This window comes from Dyella lutea, from assembly GCF_024158035.1.
Classification (GTDB): domain Bacteria; phylum Pseudomonadota; class Gammaproteobacteria; order Xanthomonadales; family Rhodanobacteraceae; genus Dyella_A; species Dyella_A lutea.
On sequence record NZ_JAMZEK010000001.1, the window covers coordinates 472,010 to 489,077 of the forward strand.

Annotated in this window: 12 protein-coding genes; 5 read left to right on the forward strand and 7 right to left on the reverse strand. The window is 70.3% G+C overall.

Annotated elements, in window-relative coordinates:
* Positions 1-15: 15 nt before the first annotated feature.
* The 7 genes from NC595_RS02185 to NC595_RS02215 form a co-directional block, all read right to left on the reverse strand.
* Positions 16-1,320 (reverse strand): MFS transporter, encoded by a 1,305-nt coding sequence (locus NC595_RS02185; protein WP_253564630.1) that lies wholly within the window; start codon positions 1,318-1,320, stop codon positions 16-18.
* Positions 1,317-2,267: a PfkB family carbohydrate kinase gene (locus tag NC595_RS02190; RefSeq protein WP_253564632.1), complete on the reverse strand. Its 951-nt coding sequence runs from the start codon at positions 2,265-2,267 to the stop codon at positions 1,317-1,319. Before NC595_RS02190 ends, NC595_RS02185 begins: the two co-directional genes overlap by 4 nt.
* Positions 2,260-4,185, reverse strand: coding sequence for an alpha-amylase family glycosyl hydrolase (locus NC595_RS02195; RefSeq protein ID WP_253564642.1), 1,926 nt, complete (start codon positions 4,183-4,185; stop codon positions 2,260-2,262). Before NC595_RS02195 ends, NC595_RS02190 begins: the two co-directional genes overlap by 8 nt.
* 23 nt (positions 4,186-4,208) lie before the next feature.
* A complete protein-coding gene (locus tag NC595_RS02200; RefSeq protein WP_253564644.1) occupies positions 4,209-6,713 on the reverse strand; it encodes a TonB-dependent receptor in 2,505 nt (834 codons plus the stop codon).
* Positions 6,714-6,979: 266 nt separating this feature from the next.
* Positions 6,980-8,035 (reverse strand): LacI family DNA-binding transcriptional regulator, encoded by a 1,056-nt coding sequence (locus NC595_RS02205; RefSeq protein WP_253564646.1) that lies wholly within the window; start codon positions 8,033-8,035, stop codon positions 6,980-6,982.
* 128 nt (positions 8,036-8,163) lie between these two features.
* On the reverse strand, positions 8,164-9,021 hold the full coding sequence (locus NC595_RS02210; RefSeq protein WP_253564648.1) for a ribonuclease H-like domain-containing protein: 858 nt from the start codon (positions 9,019-9,021) through the stop codon (positions 8,164-8,166).
* Complete coding sequence (locus NC595_RS02215) at positions 9,018-11,444, reverse strand: DEAD/DEAH box helicase (RefSeq protein ID WP_253564650.1); 2,427 nt, start codon at positions 11,442-11,444, stop codon at positions 9,018-9,020. The genes NC595_RS02210 and NC595_RS02215 overlap by 4 nt, the downstream gene beginning before the upstream one ends.
* Before the next feature lie 229 nt (positions 11,445-11,673).
* Between NC595_RS02215 and NC595_RS02220 the strand changes: the two genes are divergently transcribed.
* The 5 genes from NC595_RS02220 to NC595_RS02240 all read left to right on the forward strand — a co-directional run bounded on the left by NC595_RS02220 (position 11,674) and on the right by NC595_RS02240 (position 17,023).
* Positions 11,674-12,513 (forward strand): energy transducer TonB, encoded by an 840-nt coding sequence (locus NC595_RS02220; RefSeq protein WP_253564652.1) that lies wholly within the window; start codon positions 11,674-11,676, stop codon positions 12,511-12,513.
* 105 nt (positions 12,514-12,618) lie between these two features.
* A complete protein-coding gene (locus tag NC595_RS02225; protein WP_253564654.1) occupies positions 12,619-13,359 on the forward strand; it encodes a hypothetical protein in 741 nt (246 codons plus the stop codon).
* A 744-nt stretch (positions 13,360-14,103) separates the two neighbouring features.
* The gene (locus NC595_RS02230; RefSeq protein WP_253564655.1) at positions 14,104-15,150 is read left to right on the forward strand and encodes a two-component system sensor histidine kinase NtrB; all 1,047 of its coding nucleotides are present in this window, start codon (positions 14,104-14,106) and stop codon (positions 15,148-15,150) included.
* Positions 15,143-16,546: a nitrogen regulation protein NR(I) gene (gene ntrC / locus NC595_RS02235; RefSeq protein WP_253564657.1), complete on the forward strand. Its 1,404-nt coding sequence runs from the start codon at positions 15,143-15,145 to the stop codon at positions 16,544-16,546. Before NC595_RS02230 ends, ntrC begins: the two co-directional genes overlap by 8 nt.
* Positions 16,547-16,561: 15 nt before the next feature.
* Positions 16,562-17,023 (forward strand): GNAT family N-acetyltransferase, encoded by a 462-nt coding sequence (locus tag NC595_RS02240; protein ID WP_253564658.1) that lies wholly within the window; start codon positions 16,562-16,564, stop codon positions 17,021-17,023.
* Positions 17,024-17,068 lie beyond the last annotated feature (45 nt).

Consider the following 17,068-nt stretch of genomic DNA (forward strand, 5'->3'; position numbering starts at 1 on the left):
GTGGGCGGATGCCGGTCAGTGCCCGGGGCGCCGCACGCGCAGCGCCAGCAGCGCGGCGGCGAGCAGGCCGGCGCCGGCCAGCCGGATCACGTTCTCCGGGTTGTCGCCGAGCACGCGGTGGTAGAGCAGCGGCACGGTGAGGATCTGCATCAGCATCGGCAGCACGATGAAGCCGTTGAAGATGCCCATGTACACGCCGGCGCGCGCCGGCGGGATGCAGCCGGCGAGCATCGCGTAGGGGTTGCCCATCAGGCTGGCCCAGGTCAGGCCCAGGCCGAGCATCGGCAGCAGCAGCCACCACGGGTCGTGGATCAGCGGCAGCGACAGCAGGCCGAGGCCGCCGAGGGTGAGGCAGATCGCGTGCAGCACCGGCGCGCCCATCCGTCGCGCCAGCGGCAGCATCGCCAGTGCGGCGACGAACGCCACCGCGTTGTAGAAGCCGCCAATGCGGCCGGTGACCAGCACCGCCTCGCCGAAGCCGGCCGAGGCGGCGTCGGTGCTGCCGTAGAGCGTGCGCGCCAGCGACAGCGTGATGTATTCCCAGTAGCAGAACATCGCGTACCACTGGCACAGCATCATCACCGCGAGCTGGCGCATGGTCGGCGGCATCTGCCGCACCGCGTCGACGATCTCCGCCAGCGTGGCGGCGAGCGAGCGCGGCCGCGCCCGCATGGCCGCGCGCTCGGCCTCGTCCAGCGGCAGCTCCGGCGTGGTCCACGCCGACCAGCCGACCGAGCCGATCGAGAACACCGCGCCAATGACGAACGCGGTCACCACCGCATAGGGAATGCCGTGCGCGTTGGTCGCCTTCAGGTCCAGCCCGGCGAACACCAGCAGCGACGGGGTGAGGTAGGCCAGCGTCTGCGACAGCCCGGTGAACGCGCTCTGGGTGAGGAAGCCGGCGCTGTGCTGGGAGGCGTCGAGGCGGTCGCTGACGAAGGCGCGGTACGGCTCCATCGTCACGTTGTTGGCCGCGTCGAGGATCCACAGCAGGCTGGCCGCCACCCACAGCGCCGGGCTGAACGGCATCGCCAGCAGGCACAGGCTGCAGATCAGCGCGCCGATCAGGAAGTACGGCGTGCGCCGGCCGAAACGGCTGTCGGTGCGGTCGCTCATCGCGCCGATCAGCGGCTGCACCAGCAGCCCGGTGATCGGCCCGGCCAGCCACAGGTAGGGCAGGGTGGCGTCGTTGGCGCCCAGGTACTTGTAGATCGGGCTCATGTTGCTCTGCTGCAGCCCGAAGCTGAACTGGATGCCGAAGAACCCGACATTCATGTTGACGATCTGCCAGAACGCGAGGCGTGGCTTGCGCGTCGTCATGGGGTCGCTCCCTCGGTGTCAGCGTGATCCGGCGGCGTCCGCCAGCGAGCGTACACGGCCGGATCGGCCGGCAGCGCGCCGCGCCAGCCGCAGCTGGCGCTGGCGAAGGCCACCGCCCGGTCGAGCACCGTCCCCGCGGCCTCGCCCTGCACCAGCCCGGCCAGCATCATGCCGCTGAAGGCGTCGCCGGCGCCGACGGTGTCGACGATCCGCGCCAGCGGCGGTGCCGGCGCGCGGGCCGTGCAATGCCCGCCGGCGTCCCAGGCGACGGCGCCTTCGCCGCCATGGGTCACCAGCAGGGTGCGCGCGCCGGTGCGCTGGCACAGCGCGGCGATGCCGCCGTCGCGGTCGCCCGGTGCCGGCATCCCGGCCGGACCGGCGAGGTCGAGCCAGCCGAGCAGCCGCCCCAGTTCCTCGTCGCTGAGCTTGAGCACGTGGACGTCGCGCAGCAGGTCGAGGATCACCGATGGCGCCGGCCCCGCTTCGCGCCAGTTGAGGTCGACATAGGCGCGGTGCGGCAGCGTCGTGCGGATCGCCGCCAGCGCCTGCCGCGACGGGCCGGCGCGCAGCGCCAGCGTGCCGAAGTACAGCCAAGCGCCGGGACCGGCGCGCTGCGCGACCGCCACCGCGTCGGCCGCGTCGATACGGTCGAACGCCTGCGCATCGGGAATCTCGAATGCGTGCCCTTCCGGCCGCTCGTGGACGAGGACACGCGCGGTCTCCGCATCCGCCTGCGCCTCGTCCAGCGACAGCCCGAGGCGCGCGGCGGCTGCGCGCAGGGCGTCACCTGCCGGGTCGCGGCCGAGCCGCGTCACCAGCCGCGGCGCACGGCCCAGTGCCGCCAGGTGGCAGGCCACGTTGAACGGGGCGCCGCCGGGCACCACGCCGTCGGCGAACGCGTCCACCAGCGCCTCGCCGAATACCAGTGGACGCGAGGATTCACGCATCGCGCGGCTCCCGCTCCGGAAAGATCCACAGCGTGGCCCACGGCGCCAGCGTGCGCAGGCTGCCGGTGTCGTCCACGCCGCTGGTGATCGTGCCGCGCGCATCTACCGGCAGGCCGAGCGCCGCCAGGTCCACCGCCACCGGCTCGCGGCCGAAGTGGAACAGCGCCAGCGCATCGGCACCGCGTCGCAGCGCGAGCAGGCCGGGGTGGCCGGCATCGACCACCTGCACCGGTTCGCGCGCCGGGAAGCCGGGCCGTCGCCGCGCCGCGACCAGCGCCCGCAGCGCCGCGAACGTAGTGGCGGGCACGCCGCGCTGCTGCTCCAGCGCCTCCATCGCCGCGGCCGACAGGTGCGGCCGCTGCAGCCAGCGACCGTCCGCCGCGATGCGCCCGCGGTCGGCCGGGTCGGCGTTGTTGCCCTGGCCGAGTTCGTCGCCCATGTACAGCAGCGGCACCGCGCCGACCCACAGGGCCAGCGCGTGCATCAGCACGAAGCGGCGCACGGCCGCCGGGTCCGGCGCCACGTGCGGATCGTCCGGCAGCCCGACCAGCGCCGCGGCCATGCCGTTGCTGCCGTGGAGCGCGTCGTCGTCGCCGGCCTGGAACGGTGCGCCACGGGCGAAGCTGCCCGGCACCCGGCCCTCGAGGAACGCCGCCGCGCGGCCGATGCGCTCGTGGAAATTCCCGCCCGCCGACTCCACCAGCGGACGCAGCACGTTCCACACGATGTCGTCGTGGCAGCGCACGTAGGTGATCCAGCCGGTGCCCGGCGGGGTCGCCGGTGTGCTGGCCAGCAGCTGTCGCGGCAGTGCCGCGTCGCCCTCGGCCAGCGCCGCCCACGCGCTGGCCATCAGCCCGCTGTGGTAGGCGAGCTGGCACTCCTGGCCGCGCCGCTCGCCCTCGCCGAAATACGGCATCACCTGCTCGACCGGGACGATTGCCTCGGCCTTCAGCAGCACGCCCGGCGCCACCAGCGCGGCGCAGGCGCGCAGGGCGGCCAGCACCACGTGCACCTCGGGCTGGTTGAGGCAGTTCGTGCCGGGTCGCTTCCACAGGAACGGCGCCGAATCGAGCCGGAACACCTCCACGCCGCGGTTGGCCAGCCGCAGCATGGCCTGGGCCATCTCGGCGAACACCGGCGGGTGCGCGTAGTTGAGGTCCCACTGGAACGGATAGAACGTCGTCCACACCCAGCCGCCCATCGCCGGCACGTGGGTGAAGTTGCCCGGCGCGGCCTGCGGAAACACCTCGCCCAGCGTCGCCTCGTAGGCATCCGCCTGCGCGCGCTCGGCGAACACGTGGAAGAACGCGCGCTTGTCCGCGTCGCCGGCCACCGCCGCGCGGGCCCAGGCGTGGTCGTCGGCGACGTGGTTGAGCACCAGGTCCGAGCACAGGCTGATGCCGGCCTCGCGCAGCTGCGCGGTGAGCGCGTCCAGGTCGGCCATGCTGCCGTAGGCCGGGTCCACCTCGTCGAAGCTGGCCACGGCGAAGCCGCCGTCGCTCTCGCCGCTGCGCGCGCGCAGGAACGGCAGCAGGTGCAGGTAGTCCACGCCGAGCCGGGCCAGGTGGGGAATCCGCCCGGCGACGCCGGCCAGCGTGCCGCCGAAGCGGTCCACGTAGGCCGAGTAGCCCAGCATGCGCTGCTCGATGAACCAGTCCGGCTGCGATTCGCGCCGGCTGTCCAGCGCGGCCAGGTCGCGCGGCCGCGCGGCCGCGAGCGTGCCCAGCGCCCGGCACAGCGCGCCCAGCCAGTCGGCGAAGTCCCCGCGCTGGCCGTAGAGCGAGGCGAGGCGGTCGACCAGCGCCGCACCGGCCCGGTCGAACCGCTGCGCCCCCTCGGCCTGGCGGTCGGCGGGCAGGGCTTCGAGGAAACGGCCGCGAGCCGCCGCGATCCATGCGGATCGCGACGGCCCGGCCACGGGGGAGTCGGTTTCGTTCAAAGTCACAGACGGTAGTGCCAGCTGGCGTAGATGGTGCGGCCGAGGATCGAGCGCGCGGTGTTCAGGCCGTTCGCAGTGACGCTGCCGGGGCTCTGGTCGATCTCGGTCAGGCCGGTGGCGTTGAACAGGTTGTCGGCCTGCAGCGTGATCGCGTTGCGGTCGTTGACGTTGTAGCGGGCGAACGCGTTCACCTGGGTGTAGCCCGGCATCACCAGCCCGTTCGGGTTGGTCGCGTACGACTTGGTGGTGCCCAGCACGGTGGCGCCCAGGTCGAAGTCGCCCACGTGCCAGGTCGGCGCGAGCTGGTAGACCCAGGTGGCCTGGCGCTGCGGCACGTCGCCGACGTTGGCCGGGGTGATCGCGTCCCTGGTGATGCGCGAGTGGGTGTAGGTGACGCCGCCGCGCACGCTGAAGCTGCCGTAGTCGACCGAACCCTCCACCTCCAGGCCGCGCGCCTTGTAGTTGCGGCTGATCAGGGACTGCGTCTGCGAGGTGACGTCCTGGTTCTGCTCCTGCGTGGTGGCGTAGAACGCGGTGACGAACAGGCTGGTGTGGCGGGTGTTCCACTTCACGCCGCCCTCGTACTGCTTGACCACGTTCACCGCCACGCCGTCGGGCGCGGTGCCGTTGTCGAGCAGGCCGCCGCCGAACAGCAGGCGGTCGGCGTTGAAGCGCGCGCCGCGGCTGGCGCGACCGAACAGGGCCAGCTCGTCGGTGAGCAGGTAGTTCGCGCCGAACGAATACTCCAGGTGGCTCTTGGTGTAGCGGATCGGCTTGGCGGCGTTGTTGTCCACCACCGGCACGGTCTGCTCCGGCACCTGCAGGGTGCCGTCGTTGTTCACGTCGATCGGGGTTACGCCGCTGGCGCCGGCGTAGCTGCCGCGCGCCCGCATGCGGTCGTAGCGCAGGCCCGCGTCGATCTGCCAGGCGCCCGGCTGCCACGACAGCGAGACGTACGGCGCGTCGGTGTCGTAGTGCGCGTCGTACGAGCGCACGCAGCAGTTGCCCCAGTACGGCGTGCCGTAGGCCACCAGCCCGTTCTGGGTGAGCTTGTTGCCGTTGGCGTCATACACGTCGAGCAGGCTCGCGTCCTTGCCCTGCACGGTTTCCAGGTAGGTGTTCCAGTGCCAGTCCTGCACGATGTCCTGGCGCGAGTGGTAGTAGCCCAGCAGCAGCGAGAGCGGGCCGCTGTCGAGCTGGAAGTCGCGCTTGAGCTTCAGGTCGTTGGTGGCGTTGTCCATGTTCGGCAGCGTCACGTTGAACAGGTGCACCCGCGTGGCCAGGCCGTTGCCGCCCACCGCGCCGGCGGCCACCGGCTGGCCGGCGTTCGGGCCGGTGGCGTAGGCCAGCGTGGCGCCGGCGCCGCCGATCTCCTGCGCCAGCGCGCTGGCGGTGTTCACCTCGGCCGGGTAGGGGCCGACGAAGTCGCCGCTGTTGGAGGCGATGCGGAACTGCTCGTGCAGCGTCCACTGGTCGCCGAGGTCGAACTTGCCCTCGCCGCCGAATGCGCGGACCTTGGAGTGGTAGCCGTCGGACAGGTCGGTGACCTTGCGGTTGCCGTTCGCGTCGATCGCCAGGTCGCGCTGGAAGTAGGGCGACTGCAGCGCGCCGTCGCGCAGGTTGAAGCCCGGCAGCGAGCGCACCGTCGGGTTGCCGTTGCTGCCGGTGATCGACACCGGCACCGGCAGGTACACCGGCGCCTTGTCGTCCAGCAGCTGGGCGCTCAGGCGCAGGAAGCCGCCGTCGATGTCGTGGGTGACGTTGGCCATCAGCTGGCCGCCGGACTGCGCGGTGTAATCCACGCTCTTCGGGCCTTCGCCGCTGCGCAGGAAGCCGCCGAAGTGGAAGCGGGTGCTGTCGCTCACCGGCTGGCCGTAGTCGAAATCCAGCCGCTTGCTGTCGTAGTTCAGGCCGGTGGTGAGGCCGATGTCGCCGCCCTTTTCCTGGCCCGTCTTGGTGATGAAGTTGAACACTGCGCCGGGCGCGTTGCTGGCGAACACCGACGAGGAGCCGCCGCGCACCACCTCGACGTGGTCGATGTTGAAGTCCGGGCGCAGGAAGGTGTCCGGCGTGGCGAAGGCGATGTCGCCGAACTCCAGCACCGGCATGCCGTCCACCTGGAACTGCACGAACTTGCCGCCGCCGGAGGCCACCGGCAGGCCGCGCACCGAGATGTTGGCGTTGCCCTCGCCGCCGGACGACTCGGCGCGGATGCCGGGCACGTCGCGCAGGATGTCCGAGGCGCTCTGCGCCCCGCTGTCGGCCAGCTGGTCGGCCTCCAGCGAGCTCACCGAGATGCTCGAGCTCATCTTGCTCAGCGCGCCCGGCGAGGCGGTGACCACCATCTGGTCGAGGTTGACGGCCTTCTTCTCGGCCTTGGCTGTGGGCGCGTCGCCCTTGGCCGGGCGGGCGTCGGTGGTGGCGTCCTGGGCCATCGCCAGGGCCGGCAGCAGGGCCAGCGCCACGGCGACGGCGAGCGCGTGCTTGCGGACAGCGTGCTTGTTCATCGTTCTCTCCCCATGCGGTGAAAGAAGCCGCGCCTCATCCCCTCGATACCCCGGGCGGGCCGACCTCCGGATCGTTTGCGGATCCATCGTCGGCCTCAGTGCAATCGATTGCAATGCGCGTTGCAGCAGGATTCCCGTGGCTTGCATGAAAACGTTTTTGCAGTTTTCCACAGCCGAAGAAAAGCGCTAGGGCACGCGGCCTGCGCCCTTCTTGCAATCGTTTGCAAAGAAACCCGAAAAAGGCGATTTCGTGTTGCGCTGCACGATCAGCCGTGGGCGGGGGAACCGGCGGCGCGGCTGCTTTCGCGCTCCACCAGGCGGGTATCCAGCACCCGCGCGCGAGTCGCCGCGTCGCCCGCGAGCTGCGCCAGCAGCTGCTCCACCATGGCTGCGCCGCCTTCGTGGATCGGCTGGCTGACCGTGGTGAGAGGGGGGTTGAAGTGCCTGGCCAGCTCGACGTCGTCGTAGCCGACCACGGCCACGTCCTCGGGTACCCGGCGGCCGCGCTCGCGCAGCGCGCCGATCGCCGCCATCGCCAGCAGGTCGCTGCTGGCGAATACGCCGTCGATGTCGGGCTGTTCGTCGAGCAGCGCGGCCATGGTCTGCCGCCCGCTCTCGACCAGGAACGGCACGTTGGCACGCTGCTGCAGCTCCACGCCATGCTCCTTCAGGCCCGCCGTGAAGCCGCGGAAGCGCTGGGCGACCTCGGGCAGCCCGGTATCGCCGAGGAACACCAGCCGGCGGCGCCCCTGCGCCAGCAGGTGCTCGGCCACCAGCCGGCCGCCCTGCAGGTTGTCGCCGCCCACCGTGCAGTACTTCTGCCGCGGCAGCTTGGCGCCCCACACCACCAGCGGCAGGTCGCGCTCGGCCATCGCGTTGAGCTGGTCGTGGTGGCGCCACTGGCCGATCAGGATCAGTCCCGCGGCGCGCCCGCCGTCCACCAGCGTGGCCGCCGCATCCAGCCGCTCGGCGTCGATGCGCGACAGCAGCATCTCGTAGCCGCGCTCGGTGAGGGCGTCGGCCAGCGCGCCGATCATGCCGTGCAGGAACGGGTCGGCGAAGCTCTGCCGCGTGCCCTGCTCATAAGGCACCACCACGGCGATGGTGCGCTTGACGCCGGAGCGCAGGTCGGTGGCGACGCTGTTGACGGTGTAGTTGAACTGGCGCGCCAGGGTCTGGATGCGCTCACGGGTGTCTTCGCTGATCAGCGGACTGCCGGCCAGCGCGCGCGACACGGTGGACGCCGAGACCCCGGCCAGCCGTGCCAGGTCGGCCATCTGCATGCGCTTGCGCGGGTCGGCGGGCGTGCTGCGCCGGTTCATGCAGCCGTTCCGGCGGGAATGCGGAACAACGCGCGGGAGGAGCGGAAAGGCATGGCGTTCATGACGTTCGCGACCTGCGGGTCCTTCACGGGCAAGCCCCCAGCCTAATGCAGGCCCGGACGAGCTGCCTAGGCCGGACCTGTGCCCGCCGTCCCGCCCAGTGCCGACAACCGCAGCAACACGCCGGCCAGGCTCTTGAGGTCCTGCGCGTTGTGCTCGGCCACGCGGCGCAGGTTGGTGGCCGGGCCGCCGCGCAGATAGGTGAGCCAGGCGGCCGGCGCCTCGGCGCCGGGCAGGTCGTCCTCGCGCAGCACGCCGAGCAGCTGGCGTTCGGCGGTGGCGAGGCGGCAGTTTTCCCACTGGCCCTTCCAGTGGCGGCGCACCGGATGCAGCAGGTCCAGATGGTCCAGCCCGGCCAGCGGATTGGCCAGCCGCGCCAGGCGATAACGCGTGGCCAGCAGCGGTGCGTCGTAGCACTTGCCGTTGTAGCTGACGAGCACGCTCTCTGGCGCCAGCCACTCGGCGAAGGTGCGCAGCATCGCCGGCTCGGCGGCCATCGTGGTGATGGTGAGCTGGCGCAGGCGCAGCCGGCCGCCTTGCCAGTCGGCCGCGCCGATCATGAAGGCGCGGGTGCCGGTGCCGCCGGCCAGTCCCGTCGTCTCGGTGTCGAAGTGCAGCAGGCGTGCCGGGTCGATGCGATCCTCGCGGCGGGCGAAGCGGGTGTCGATGGGCGCGGGCGGGCCGGGCCAGTCGACGTGTTCCTCGGTGTAGCGCAGCCCCGGCACGATTTCCTCGCCGAACAGTTCGCGGTCGCGCGCGGGGAAGGGCGGTGTGGCGGGACGCGCGTGCGAGCGGGCGCGCACGCCGAGCAGCCAGCGCAGATCCTCAGTCGTAGTCTGGCGCGGCGCGGGCACCGGTGCCGCGGCCGTCACGCTCTGCCCGGCCTGCGCACGCAGCCTGTGCAGCCGATCGCGCAACGCGCTCACAGGCTGGCCAGCAGGGCGAGCACGCGCGCGGCCAGGGCCTTCGGCGCGCGATCATTCGCCTCGTCCACCGCTAGCACCGGACCGACGCAAGCCGGGCAGCCGAAGTGGCAATCGCAGCGCTCCAGCAGCGAACGCGCCTGCGCCAGCAGATCCTCGCGCCGCTCGAACAGCGGCGCGCTCAGGCCCACGCCGCCGGGGAACGCGTCGTACAGATAGACCGTCGGCGTGAACGGCGCATCCGGTTCCAGCGCGGTGGGCTGGCCGTCCGCACCGCGCAGCTGGCCGCGGCCGCTGGCATCGCTGCTGACGAACCACGCGCCGTCGCCGCTACCCACCGCCTTCTGCAGGTCGCGCGACTCGGCCATCACCGCCACGGTGGCCACGATGTGCAGCGCGTAGGCGGCACCGAGGAAACCGTCCAGCGCCTGCTGCCGCTCGTCGAACGCCTGCTGCAGCGTGCGCTGGTCCAGCTGCCACCACACCGCGGTGGTGTGCAGCTCCTGGTCGGGCAGGTTCACCGGGCCGTAGCCGATGTTCTCGTGCGTGTAGTAGCGGATCTTCTTGTAGCCGGCCACGCGGCGCACCACGTGCACCTCGCCGTGATGGGCCTGGCCGCGGCCGGCCGGCGCGCTGCCAAAGGCGTCCAGCACCTTGAGCTTGGTGTAGTCGATGGCGTCGGTGAAGTAGTCGACGTGGGTGCGCGTGACGTAGGCCTTGCGCCCCTCCCAGTCCAGCCGCTCCACCTGGTAGGGCGTGGCCTGGATCATGTGGATGGCGCCTTCGTACAAGGTCAGCGCGGCGGCGGAGTAATCCACTTCAGCGAGGATGGTCTGGCGCCCGCCGGTGCGGTCCACTACCACGAAGTTGCCGTCGGCCACCGAGCGCAGCGACACCGCGTTGGCCGGGTAGCTGTCGGCGATCCACTCCCAGCGCTCGCCCTCGCGGTGCAGCACGCCTTCCTCGCCCAGCACCTCCAGCCACGGCGTGGCCACTTCATTGCCGAACACTTCGTGGCCGGCAAACGGCAGCTCGAACGCGGCGCAGCGGATGTGGTCGAGCAGGATCAGCGGCTGGTCCGGCGCGATGCGCGCGTGCTCCGGCGGCGCACCCTGGAAGAACTCCGGATGGCGCACCAGGTATTGATCGAGCGGATCGGAACTGGCCACCAGCACGCCCAGCGCCGATTGCTGTCGCCGGCCGGCGCGACCGAAGCGCTGCCAGGTCGCCGCCACCGAACCGGGGTAGCCGTTGAGCACCACCGCGTCCAGCGCGCCGATGTCCACGCCCAGCTCCAGCGCCGAGGTGCTGACGATGCCGTCGATCTGGCCCGCGCGCATCGCCCGTTCGGCGTCGCGCCGCTCGGTCGGCAGGTAGCCGCCGCGATAGGCGCGGATGCGTGGCGGCTTGCGCGGGTCGTGGTCGAACACGTCCTTCAGGTATTTGGTGAGCACCTCGACCATGCTGCGGCTCTGCGCGAACACCAGGGTCTTCAGGCCGGCCTTGATCGCCAGCCGCGCGATGCGGTTGCTCTGCGAACGCGCCGAGGCGCGCAGGCCGAGGTCGGGATTCACCACCGGCGGATTCCACAGCAGCACGTGGCGGTCGCCGGAGGGCGCGCCCGATTCGGTGATCGCATGCACCGGCGCCTCGATCAGTGCCTCGGCGTGCTGCTGCGGATTGCCGATGGTCGCCGAGCACAGGATGAACTGCGGACGCACGCCGTAGAACGCGCAGATGCGCTTGAGCCGGCGGATCACGTTGGCCACGTGCGAGCCGAACACGCCGCGGTAGCTGTGCACCTCGTCGATCACCACGTAGCGCAGGTTCTCGAAGAACTGCGCCCACTTGGTGTGATGCGGCAGGATCGCCTGGTGCAGCATGTCCGGGTTGCTCACCACGATGTCGCCGTGCAGGCGGATCGCCTGCCGCGCGTCGCCTGGCGTGTCGCCGTCGAAGGTGAACGCCTTCACCCCGAGTTCGCCGGCGCGGTTGAGCTCCAGCAGCTCGGCCACCTGGTCCTGCGCCAGCGCCTTGGTGGGAAACAGGTACAGCGCCTTGGCGTGGCTCTGCATCGCCGCGGCCACCACCGGCAGCGTGTAGCACAGCGACTTGCCCGAGGCCGTCGGCGTCACCACCGCCACGTGCGCCCCCGCCTGCGCCGCCGCCCACGCCTCGCCCTGATGCTTGTAGAGCTGGGTGATGCCGCGGGCGCGCAGCGCTTCGGCCAGCGCCGGAGGCAGGTCCTCCGGCAGCGGCTCGTACGCCCCCTCGCGACCCGGCACCACGAACGAACCAGTCACCCGGCCGGCGTAGCGTTTGGCCAGTCGGGCCGCCAGCGCGCCACCGTCCGCGGGGCCGCGCAGTACCAGTTCATCGGCGGCAGCGTCATCGGCACGGTGGGCCGGATCGATCAGGGCGTTCATGGCGTCGCTCGCGATAGGCAGGCGTCGCAGTAGAGCCGCGCCGGGTCTCACCGCGTGAGACGTCCCACCGGGATGCATCGGAGCGGAAGCATCGCCAGCACGGAGGTCCCTGCGTTCATTGTTGACAGCCCAGTGGCCTGCGCTCGACATTGCGTGAAGAACAGGACCGCTGACCGGCGAGGCTCGCCTCGCCCGTACGAACACCATCCACCCACCAAGGAAGGCACCCGTGAAGAAGCTCATGTTCGCAGCGCTGCTCGCCCTCACCGCGGCAGCCGCCCATGCAGGTCCCACCAAGAATCTGGAAACCTCGGCCGTGGTCGACGGCACTATCGTGCTGGCTAAGGACGGCGCGGTGCAGCTCGCCACGGTGGAGCACCCGGAGAAGTACGGCCAACCCATCGCCGATCTGGTGCGCAAGGTGGCCCTGACGTGGCGCTTCGATCCGGTACTGCGCGGCGGTGAGCCGGTCGTCGCCAAGGCGAGCATGCACGTGCGGGTGATCCTCACGAAGAACGCGGACGGCAACTTCACCGCGCGCATCAAGGGCGCCACGTTCGGCGGCAATAACGCGGACACGCCCGACGATCTGTACAGCGAGAACCAGAAGAAAATTGGCCCGCACTATCCTCCGGCAGCGATCAAGGCCCGCGTGCAGGGAACGGTCTACCTGGCGTTGCACGTCGATCGCGAAGGGCGCGTCATCGACGCCGTGGCGGAGCAGGTCAATCTGGAGAACATGGGGCCGGACGGCTTGCTCCAGAAATACCGCGAACTGATGGCCAAGTCGTCACTCGACGCCGCCCGCCGCTGGACCTACCGGATTCCCACCACCGGCAAGCTCGCCGGCCAGGACAGCTGGACCCTGCACGTGCCCATCGTCTACACCCTCAACGAAACGGGCGCTGCCCCGGTCGAGCGCGTATGGCGGACCTATGTGCCCGGCCCTTACACGCCCGCGCCGTGGGTCGACAAACCCAGCATGACCACGGCCGATGCGCTCGCTGACGACGGCAGCTATACCGAAGGCGCCGGGCCGGTGCTGCGGTCCTCTTTTGATCACGGTTGATCTGTCACTCCAACTGTTCGCAGATGGTGTTTGAGAAAAACCGGGTCGGGCTGCTTCATCTAGCTGCTAAAGGCGAACCTGACCCCTATTTTGATTAGGCCCCGCATGCGACTCTTCAAATACCGCGACATCTCATCTTCAAGCGGCGCGGGCTTAGAGCGGCTGCGCACAATCTTGCAAGATCAGACGTTCTGGTGCGCGAGCCCAAGCACCCTGAACGATCCGGAGGAATTCGTTTGGGAATGCGACTATTCACCCTCGGACGAGACGACTGAGCTTCTTGCGGAGGTGTTCCGCGCCAAAACTGGAAGGCCACAATTGGAAGCTCTAGCCCGAGCCCGTTCGGTAGTGCGCGCAGGACACCTTGAGCCCATCGCCCGTCCCATTTTTGAGCAGATGATCGCTCGCTGCCGGGACGAGATTGGACTCACCTGCTTCGCGACGTCGTCGAAGAACGAAGTGATGTGGGAGCGTTACGCCGCCGGAGGTGAAGGTGTCTGCATTGAAGTTGAGGCGCCCGATCGTCTTCTTCACACTCAGCTCCATCCGGTTCAATACCCAGCCAAGAAGCAACTTCATGTGGATCATCTGCTTTCGAGTTCTACGCGACGCTCTTCCGCCAAGTTGGTCTATGAAGTAGCCCTCCTCTCAAAGCCCGCCAGTTGGGCTGCTGAGGCTGAGGTTCGCCTCGTCTCAAAGCGGCAAAACGTCTGCGTGCAGATCGAAGACTCGCAGATCGTGCACCTCCACATCGGTTCTAAACTTGCTGCCAGTAACGTCTCGCAGCTTATGAAGCTCGTGGGCACTCTGCCGTACGATCTGCCGATGTCCGTCGGTGAAGCCTAACCCCTCGCTCAGCTCTACCCTCCGCAGCATGCCTCTGCCGCGGCCCGGTTAGCCCCGAAAATGGGGCCAGGCTGACTTATTTAGCTCTTGGAAACGAAACCGGGCCCGTTTGTGATTTGTTAGCCTGCGTGCTCTAACTGGCCATCTACGTGGACGGTGTCCCATGCACCGTTTAATTCAAACGTTAAAGCCTTCATGAAATTCTCGCGACACTTGGCAAAGGTTGAACTGATAGCGCTCGCCGCGCTGGCTGTCGCTGTCGGTGCTTTGGCAGCCTATGCGGCGATATGGACATCACTCCACCCGAGCCCATTTTTTACCGTCGCCGACTCAGTTACGTTTGTCTTGGCCTACGGGTTCGCCACAGGCTGCATTCCTGTTGTCGTATATGTTGCCCCTTTATATGCAGCCTTGCTGCACAACGGTCGACCATCCTGGCCAGCAGCCTTTTTCATCGGCGCTATCCCAGGAGCGGTTCTCCTGTTCGTCTCAGTCCGGTTCGGGCTCTTGGCGTTGGCCTCCGGCGCATTCGTAGCGATGGCAACGCACGCGATCTGTGCGTCTGGCTCGAACCGCTCGCCGCTCCAGCGAGAGCGCTAAAGGCCATCGTCTGCACGTCAGAGCCGGCATCACAGCCCGCTGAATGCGCGCTTTGGCGATCGTCACGGCGCCCGCTCAGTCGGCTTCGGCCCGCACTCGGCGCCACACATTGCACCAGCCCGATGCATTCCCCATGATGGTGCAATGAACAATGCATCCTGGCGCCCGCTGGCGGAGCAGATGGCGACCGGGCTGGCCCTGGTCGACGCCGAGCTGCGCGTGACGTGGCTGAATCCGGCGCTGGCCGAGCGGCTGGCGCTGGGGACCCGCAGCCTGGTCGGGCAGCCGACGACGCTGATGTTCGCCGACGACGCGGCGGTGCTGGCGCAGGCGCGGCGGGCGCTGGCTGAGGATCGGGCGCTGCAGTTGCGTGGCGTGGCGATGACCACCCAGCGCGGCACGGAGTGGCAGGCGGACCTGAGCCTGCAACCGTTCGACGGGCAGCTGCTGCTGGAAGTGCACGCGCTGGCCGAGCCGGCCGCGGCGGCCTCGCCGCTGTCGGCGACGCTGCGCGGCTTCGCGCACGAGGTGAAGAATCCGCTGGCCGGCTTGCGCGGTGCGGCGCAGCTGCTGCAGCGGCGGCTGGACGACGAGGACCTGAAGGCGCTCGCCGGCATGGTGATCGCCGAAGCGGACCGCCTCGGTGCGCTGGCCAACCGCCTGCTGCATCACGACGGCGCGCCGCGGCTGGCGCCGGTGAACATCCATCACCTGCTGGAGCGGCTGGAAGATCTTCTGGAAGCCGAGCCTGCGCCGCTCACGCTGCGCCACGACTACGACCCCAGTCTGCCGGACTTTCCCGCCGACGCCGACCGCCTGCTGCAGGTATTGCTGAACCTGGCGCGCAACGCGCGCGAGGCCGGCGCGCAGACGCTGACCCTGCGCACGCGGGCCGAACACGGTGTGCGGCTGGGCGAGCGCATGCTGCGTAGCGCGCTGCGGGTGGACGTGATCGATGACGGCGCCGGGGTGCCGACCGCACTGCGCGACACGCTGTTTCAGCCGCTGGTGTCCGGGCGGCCGGACGGCACCGGCCTCGGCCTGGCGCTGTCGCGCGAGATCGCCCACGAGCACGGCGGCGAACTGCGCTGGCAGGGCCGGCCCGGCGAAACCGTGTTCTCGCTCTACCTGCCGCTGCCGCCGCCGCAGCGCGCCTCGACCGACACCCCGACGGATGTGACCGATGACTGATGCCCCCGCCTCCCGCGACGTCTGGGTGGTCGACGACGACCGCGGCGTGCGCTTCGTGCTGGCCGAGGCGCTGCGCGACGCCGGCCACGCCGTGCGCGAGTTCGGCGACGTGGCCAGCGTGCGCGACGCGCTCAAGACCGCCCGCCCCGCGCTGCTGCTTACCGATGTGCGCATGCCCGGCGAGGACGGGCTGGCCCTGCTCAGCGAGCTGAAGGCGCAGGGCGTGGGGCCGGTGATCGTGATGAGCGCCTACACCGATGTGGCCACCGCCGCCGCCGCGTACCGGCAGGGCGCGGCCGACTACCTGGCCAAGCCGTTCGACCTGGACCAGGCGGTGGCCGCGGTGGAACGCGCGCTGGCCGACGTCGCCCCGCCGCCGGCGCCCGCGAAGCTGATGGAGACGCCGCGGCACACCCTGCTCGGCGAGAGCAGCGCGATGCGCGAGGTGTTCCGGCTGATCGGCCGCGTCGCCGCCAGCGACCTCAGCGTGCTGATCACCGGCGAGACCGGCACCGGCAAGGAGCTGGTGGCGCGCGCGCTGCACGAGGAGAGCGCGCGGCGCGACAGGCCGTTCGTGGCGCTCAACACGGCGGCGATTCCATCCGAGCTGCTGGAGAGCGAGCTGTTCGGCCACGAGGCCGGCGCGTTCACCGGCGCCACCCGCCGCCACGCCGGCCGCTTCGAGCAGGCCGAGGGCGGCACGCTGTTCCTCGACGAGATTGGCGACATGCCGCTGGCGCTGCAGACGCGCCTGTTGCGCGTGCTGGCCGGCGGCGAGTTCTACCGCGTGGGCGGGCGCGAGCTGATGCGCGGCGACGTGCGCATCGTCGCCGCCACGCATCAGGATCTGGCCGCGCGCGTGGCCAGCGGGCAGTTCCGCGCCGACCTGCTGCACCGCCTCGACGTGGTGCGCATCGAGCTGCCGCCGCTGCGCCAGCGCCGCAGCGATATCCCAAAGCTGGCTGAGCATTTCCTCGCCGCCGCGGCGGTGGAGCTGAAGCTGCCGCCCAAGCGCTTCTCCAGGGCGGCGCTGAAGGCGATCGCCCAGCGCGATTTCCCCGGCAACGTGCGCGAGCTGGAAAACCTGTGCCGGCGCCTCGCAGTGATCGCGCCGGGCGCGGAGATCCTGCCCAGCGACCTGGGCACCGCCGCGCCCACCGCCGGCGGCGACGACTGGACCCACGCCCTGCGCGACTGGGCCGAACAGGCGCTGGCGCGCGGCGAGGCAGACATCCACGCCCGCGCCCGCGAGGCGCTGGACCACACCCTGATGCAGGCCGCGCTGCGCGCCCACGACAACCACCGCCAGCACGCCGCCGCCGCGCTCGGCGTGGGCCGCAACACGCTCACCCGCAAGCTTGGCGCCTCGCGCACGCGCCGGCCGAACAAGACCTGATCCGGAGACACCCGCATGACCGTGACCGTCCGCGACGCCCGTCGCGAAGACCTGCCGAACCTCATCGCATGGAACGCCGCCATGGCGTGGGAGACCGAGCACAAGCGGCTCGACCCGGACGTGCTGACGCGCGGCATGGCGGCGGTATTCGACGAGCCGCGCCGCGGCTTCTACCTCGTCGCCGAGCACGATGGCGTGCCGGCCGGCTGCCTGATGGTGACCTACGAGTGGAGCGACTGGCGCTGCGGCGATTTCTGGTGGATCCAGAGCGTGTACGTGGCCGAGTCCGCGCGCCGCAGCGGCGTGTTTCGTGCGCTGTACGCCGACGTGGCGCGTCGCGCGCGCGCGGCCGGCGCAGTCGGCCTGCGGCTGTACGTGGAAACCGAGAACGAGCGCGCCCAGGCCACCTATGCCGGCCTGGGCATGGAGCGCTGCCACTACTTCATGTACGAGCAGGCGCTCGAACGCGCCAGCTGAGCGCGGGGTGACGGGCCCGGCGCAAAGGGCGTACAACGGGCGCGA

Bases quoted from the DNA above. Each gene is read 5' to 3' on its own strand.
- NC595_RS02185 (WP_253564630.1), bottom strand. From the start codon at position 1,320: ATGACGACGCGCAAGCCACGCCTCGCGTTCTGGCAGATCGTCAACATG.
- NC595_RS02190 (WP_253564632.1), bottom strand. From the start codon at position 2,267: ATGCGTGAATCCTCGCGTCCACTGGTATTCGGCGAGGCGCTGGTGGAC.
- NC595_RS02200 (WP_253564644.1), bottom strand. From the start codon at position 6,713: ATGAACAAGCACGCTGTCCGCAAGCACGCGCTCGCCGTCGCCGTGGCG.
- NC595_RS02205 (WP_253564646.1), bottom strand. From the start codon at position 8,035: ATGAACCGGCGCAGCACGCCCGCCGACCCGCGCAAGCGCATGCAGATG.
- NC595_RS02215 (WP_253564650.1), bottom strand. From the start codon at position 11,444: ATGAACGCCCTGATCGATCCGGCCCACCGTGCCGATGACGCTGCCGCC.
- NC595_RS02225 (WP_253564654.1), top strand. From the start codon at position 12,619: ATGCGACTCTTCAAATACCGCGACATCTCATCTTCAAGCGGCGCGGGC.
- NC595_RS02230 (WP_253564655.1), top strand. From the start codon at position 14,104: ATGAACAATGCATCCTGGCGCCCGCTGGCGGAGCAGATGGCGACCGGG.
- ntrC (WP_253564657.1), top strand. From the start codon at position 15,143: ATGACTGATGCCCCCGCCTCCCGCGACGTCTGGGTGGTCGACGACGAC.
- NC595_RS02240 (WP_253564658.1), top strand. From the start codon at position 16,562: ATGACCGTGACCGTCCGCGACGCCCGTCGCGAAGACCTGCCGAACCTC.